The 5,044-nt window shown below is 61.8% G+C and carries 5 protein-coding genes and 1 pseudogene; 3 read left to right on the top strand and 3 right to left on the bottom strand.

The genetic code is table 11. The annotated features are described in order from the left end of the window. Positions 1-322: 322 nt before the first annotated feature. From MKK75_RS03665 to MKK75_RS03655, 3 genes are all read right to left on the bottom strand, one after another. Positions 323-463 carry a helix-turn-helix domain-containing protein gene (locus MKK75_RS03665; RefSeq protein ID WP_244041278.1) on the bottom strand — a complete coding sequence of 47 codons (141 nt, stop codon included), beginning with the start codon at positions 461-463 and terminating at the stop codon, positions 323-325. A gap of 153 nt (positions 464-616) precedes the next feature. After that, positions 617-1,267, bottom strand: coding sequence for a hypothetical protein (locus MKK75_RS03660; protein ID WP_244041277.1), 651 nt, complete (start codon positions 1,265-1,267; stop codon positions 617-619). After that, positions 1,264-2,448: a tyrosine-type recombinase/integrase gene (locus MKK75_RS03655; RefSeq protein WP_244041276.1), complete on the bottom strand. Its 1,185-nt coding sequence runs from the start codon at positions 2,446-2,448 to the stop codon at positions 1,264-1,266. The genes MKK75_RS03660 and MKK75_RS03655 overlap by 4 nt, the downstream gene beginning before the upstream one ends. 148 nt (positions 2,449-2,596) lie before the next feature. Between MKK75_RS03655 and MKK75_RS03650 the strand changes: the two are divergent. The 3 genes and pseudogenes from MKK75_RS03650 to MKK75_RS03640 form a co-directional block, all read left to right on the top strand. Further along, positions 2,597-3,232 (top strand): annotated as a pseudogene (locus MKK75_RS03650) (FliG C-terminal domain-containing protein); the annotation flags it as partial. Between the two features lie 118 nt (positions 3,233-3,350). Next, positions 3,351-4,415 (top strand): flagellar biosynthesis protein FlhB, encoded by a 1,065-nt coding sequence (gene flhB / locus MKK75_RS03645; RefSeq protein WP_244041275.1) that lies wholly within the window; start codon positions 3,351-3,353, stop codon positions 4,413-4,415. Positions 4,416-4,481: 66 nt separating this feature from the next. After that, on the top strand, positions 4,482-5,044 hold a 563-nt coding region (locus MKK75_RS03640; protein WP_244041274.1), incomplete at its 3' end, for a DUF1993 family protein.

The following is a 5,044-nucleotide window of genomic DNA, read 5'->3' as shown; positions in this document are numbered from 1 at the left end:
TGCCGGGTGTATCCCCGGCCGCCGCGAGGGCTGCAGCAGCTTCGGCGTAGCGGGCAGCAAGACTGGCCCGCTCGGCCACTTCATCGAGGGCGAGAGTGGGGAGCACCGACATCACACGCCCTCCCGAATGAGAGCGCGGGCCTCAACGCGGCCTGTCACGAAGCCGAGGAAACAACCGCGGCTATCGAAAACAAAGGGCCTGCCGTTGGCGGGGTGCCGGTAGGGTGCTATATCGGACGGGTCGGTCTGCCGAGCGACACTATCCGAGGGACGTGAGCGCTGGCCGGCGCTCCGTCCCTCAACAGTTTTTAGGGGCATCGTGCTACGCGGCCTCCTGCACCAGAGACGCCACGTAGGCGCGCAGGCTCTCGTCGGTGACGTAGCTCGACCGGCCCTGGTGGACGATCTTCAGCTTCCCTTCGTTGACCAGTCGGTGGAAAGTGGTGTTGCTCGTGTCGAGCATCTCCTGAGCTTTCTTCCGGCGATGCAAAAGCTTACCCGTCGACGCGCGCAGGTCTGCTGCCGCACCGTGAACCATTGCGTTCATAGCGGTCGTCCTTAGCTTTACCCGGCGAAATTCCGGGGAACGTCAGCAGACTAGGATGGACTACTTGATCTATTCAAAGGGGGGCTTTGGTAATTTTTCTGCACGGCTTTTTCGCCCTTCTTTTAGGCGACCCACCGCTTCTTCGGCCTGCTGAACTGCGCTGTTTTCGACTGATAAGATTGGGAATATAGCGCTGACCAAATTTACAAACATGCCAGACCGTGAGCCATCAGTAACGTTGTTTGTGATGGAAGGATCTTTACCGACAATAATTCTATATTGATACGCAATCTGAGATGCTATTGCGCTCGCACGATGTGCGCTCCTTCCCCTATTTTGATTTTTGATGTCGGAAGTGTCGAGGGCTTCAAAAACTTCAGCTAAATATACTAGGGGCTCGATTTGCCTCTCAACAGCGTTGATAGTGATATGGGCGTCAGCAATTCTTTCTATAGTGGTCTGATGAAACTTATTGAGAGTTGTCCTGAGCGCGCGAACGTGTGAGGCGAACTGTAGGAGTTCTTTTTCGACTTTGGCTGCTCCGGCGCTCTTGAAGGCGTTTGGATAGAAGCGATCAGAATCCACCATTCGAGCTAACATCTCTGCTGCAAGTGAGACACGAAGTCGAGTCTCATCACTGTCATCTAGTTTTAATGCAGTGAAGAAGGCCTGCTCAATCAGGTTGCGGCGCTGTTCCTCAGCTATCGCCTCGGTTCTCATGCTTGTGCTCCGATGTAGACTGCCCAAGCGTCCATCAACTCACGTCGCTTCTCGAATAGGTCCGATCGCCAATAGGCCCGCTCGGTCGTGCCGCCGACCGTGTGAGCCAATGTCATCTCGGCGAGATCGCGAGGGAAAGATGTTCGCTCAGCAACCCAATCCCTGAAGGTCGATCGGAAGCCATGAATGGTCAGGCCCCGGCCTCTAAGCTTGGCAAGCAGATCTCGTACAAGCTTGTTGTCGATCCGGTCCCTCGTCTGGGGGCCACAGAAGACGAGCGGGCTGTCCGACCGCTCCATGCGTTTCAGAATCGCTAGAACTGGCTCGGAGAGTGGTACGCGATGTTCAACCCCGGCCTTCATCCGCTCGGCCGGTATGGTCCAGACCGCAGCATTCAAATCAATATCAGACCAGCGTGCTTCTGCTGCCTCGCCTGCCCGAGCTGCCGTGAAGATGATGAACTCTAGCAGCCGCGCCTTGACCCGCGTCTCCTTGGCGAGATCGGCCATGAAGTCGGGCATCTGATCGAATGGCAGTGCCGGGTGATGCTTCACCCTCTGCACCTTAGACCGTTTCGGCAGCAGGTTTTGGAGATGTCCCTTCCAGCGCGCTGGGTTCTCACCACGCCGGTAGCCTCGGGTGGTGGCCCAATCCAATACTACTTCGATGCGCCCCCTCACCCGGGTCGCGGTCTCCGCCTTCGTGGTCCAGATCCCCTCCAGAACCTTCATCACCAAGCCGGTGTCGATGGCCGCCACCGGTAGATCGCCAAAGACCGGATAGACGTAGGCCTCCATGGAGGCTGGCCATTGTTTCAGATGGGTCTCATTCCGCCACCCGGCCTTGTGAGCCTCGAAATAGGCTTTGGCGCACTGGATGAAGGTCACCGACCGCGCGGCCTCCAGTTCAGCTTGCTGGCGCTTCTCTTTGCGGATCTCGATGGGATCCACTCCGTCAGCCGTGAGCTTCCGGCATTCACGCGCACGGTCGCGCGCCTCGGCAAGGCTGAAAGTCTGAGCTGAGCCCAAGCCCATCTCGCGAGATCGCCCGGCGAGGGTGTACCGGTAGATCCAGCTCTTCGCGCCTTTACCGGTTACCTGCAGCCACAGCCCATAGCCATCGCCGTACATGCCTGGCGTCTTCAGCCGTGCAACGCCGAGCGCCGTGAGCTTCCCTTGCATGTTATCCGTACCCTCGCACTTACCCACATCGCGAACAGAGCTTGGGGGGAATGCTAGGGAACTTCGGGAAACACTGCAATCTAAATATCCGTTGCCGGACATCATGTTATGGGATGCCAGGGAATGCCCGGGAATTACTTGTCTTGGGAAGGAGCACCCGCAAACGGTGGCGCTGATCCTGTCCAAGGTGAAGCCGTCCTGCGCCGCCAAGGTGATGGCCCAGTTCCCGGCGACGCTGCGCAACGGCGTCATGCGGCGGATGCTGACGTTCAAGCCGATCGTCGATGCGACGATGCGGATGATCGAGCAGTCGATCCATGAGGACTTCATGATCAACCTGGCCCGTAACGCCGCGGCCGACACGCACTCGCGGATGGCGGACATCATCAACAAGATGGAGCGCCAGAACATGGAGGAGGTTCTCGATAACCTCTCGCAATCGCGGCCGAAATCGGCCGAGATTCTGAAGAGCCTGCTCTTCACGTTCGATGACATCATCAACATGACCCCGCGGGCGCGCACGGCCCTGTTCGATCAGATCCCGAACGAGAAGGTCATTCTGGCGCTCAAGGGCACGAACCCACAGCTCCGCAACGTGGTGCTCAGCGGTCTGACCGCCCGTGCCCGCCGCCTGGTCGAGCACGAACTGGACGGTGGCGAGCCTGCTTCCCAGCGGGACGTGCTCGAAGCCCGGCGCGCGATCACCGACCAAGCCCTGGAAATGGCAGCCCGCGGCGAGATCGAACTCAACGCCGCCGACGCGGAAGATACCTACATCCGATAGAGAGCCGTGCGCGATCGCTTCGACGACAGGCACGATTCCGCGTCCTGGCCAGCCCACCCCTTCCCCGACCGGGCCAGCCACCCTCACGGCGGCCTGCGCCCGAGACTGAGCTGCCGCGATGGCCGACGACGACAAGGATAGCAAGACCGAGGCCCCGAGCGGCAAGAAGATCAGCGACGCGATCGCGCAGGGAAACATCCCGTTTTCCCGGGAGGCGCCGGTCCTCGCCTCGATCCTGGGCCTGCTGCTCTTCCTGGTGTTCGTGGCGCGGGACCAGGGGGTCCCGCTGCTGCAGCGGCTCGCCCTGATCCTCGAGCAGCCGGGCAACTTCCGGGTGGAGACCAGCCGGGACGCCATGCACCTCGTCTACGCCCTGTCCCTCGAGATGGGGCGCTTCCTGCTGCCGATCCTGCTGATGCTGTTCGTCGCCGGGATCGCGGCCTCGGTCTTCCAGAACGTGCCTCAGATCGTGTTTGATCGCATCCAGCCGCAATGGTCCCGAATCTCGCCTCTCAGCGGTTGGGGGCGGCTGTTCAGCCTGCAAGGCACCGTCGAGTTCGGAAAAAGCCTCTTCAAGTTCCTGGCAATCGGCAGCATGGCGTTCTTGGTGCTGAGCGCCGACCGGCGCGAGATCGTGAATGTCATGTTTATGGATCCGGTCGGGCTGCCCGAGTTCCTGCTGACCCTGTCGGTCCGTCTCGTCTCGGCGGTAAGCGTGGCGACGATCGCCCTGGTGGCGGGCGACCTTGTCTGGACCCGGGTGCGCTGGCAGCGCGACCTGCGGATGTCGAAGCAGGAACTCAAGGACGAGTTCAAGCAGCTGGAGGGCGATCCGCTGATCAAGGCGAAGATGCGCTCTCTGGCCAAGGACCGCCTGCGCAAGCAGATGATGGCCGCGGTGCCCCGCGCCACCATGGTTCTGGCCAACCCGACGCACTACGCCATCGCGTTGCGCTACGATCAGGACGAGAACGACGCGCCGATGGTGCTGGCCAAGGGTACGGACCTGATCGCCCTGCGCATCCGGGAGATCGCCGAGAAGAACCGGATCGAGGTCGTGATCGACAAGGCCCTGACGCGGGCGATGTACGACCACGTGGAGATCAACCAGACCATCCCGGCAGAATTCTATCGGGCGGTGGCGAATCTCCTCGTCTACGTCATGACGCGCAAGCGCCGCTGACCGGCCCCGGGAGGCCGCGTCGCACCGAGATCCCGTCAGGCGCTGTCCAAGACTGCGGAAATCAAGATGTCGCTGACGTCTCTGTTGGTTCCGACCTACAAGCAGATGTTGCGAACCCTTGCAGGCCTGCTGGACAAGGCCGAGGCGCAGCGGCCGGCCGGTCCGGCGGAGGACCTGCTCGCCGCCCGGCTGGCGCCGGACATGTATCCGCTCGCGTCCCAGCTCCGCTTCGCGGCGTTTCAGGCTCAGGAGGCGGTGTACCGGCTGAAGGACGCACCCTGGCCGGACAGCCTGCACCGGGTCGCCGCCGAGGGCCGTGACGCGGGTGAGAATCCCGGCACGCTCGCGGAGGTCCGGGGACGGCTGGATGAGGCCCTCGCCTGTCTCGACGGCTTGGCCCCCGATGCCCTCGATGCAGGAGCGGGGCTGACCATCGCCCTCGATCTCCCGGACGGCCTCGCCTTCGACCTGACGGGGGAGCAGTATGCGCGGGACTGGGCCCTGCCCCAGTTCTACTTCCACGTCGTCAGTGCCTACGCGATCCTGCGGAGTAAGGGCGTCGCGATCGGCAAGGCCGACTACGTGCCGCACATGTTCGCGTATCTCCGGACCGGCACACCGGCCCGGCC

Source organism: Methylobacterium sp. J-030 (assembly GCF_022829545.1).
In the GTDB taxonomy this organism is placed as follows: domain Bacteria; phylum Pseudomonadota; class Alphaproteobacteria; order Rhizobiales; family Beijerinckiaceae; genus Methylobacterium.
The sequence above is the reverse complement of the archived record's forward strand: the minus strand, read 5'-3'. Positions and strand labels throughout refer to the sequence as shown.

What these genes read in the sequence shown, in the direction of transcription:
- MKK75_RS03665 (WP_244041278.1), bottom strand. Translation starts at nt 463, where the DNA reads ATGCTCGACACGAGCAACACCACTTTCCACCGACTGGTCAACGAAGGG.
- MKK75_RS03660 (WP_244041277.1), bottom strand. Translation starts at nt 1,267, where the DNA reads ATGAGAACCGAGGCGATAGCTGAGGAACAGCGCCGCAACCTGATTGAG.
- MKK75_RS03655 (WP_244041276.1), bottom strand. Translation starts at nt 2,448, where the DNA reads ATGCAAGGGAAGCTCACGGCGCTCGGCGTTGCACGGCTGAAGACGCCA.
- flhB (WP_244041275.1), top strand. Translation starts at nt 3,351, where the DNA reads ATGGCCGACGACGACAAGGATAGCAAGACCGAGGCCCCGAGCGGCAAG.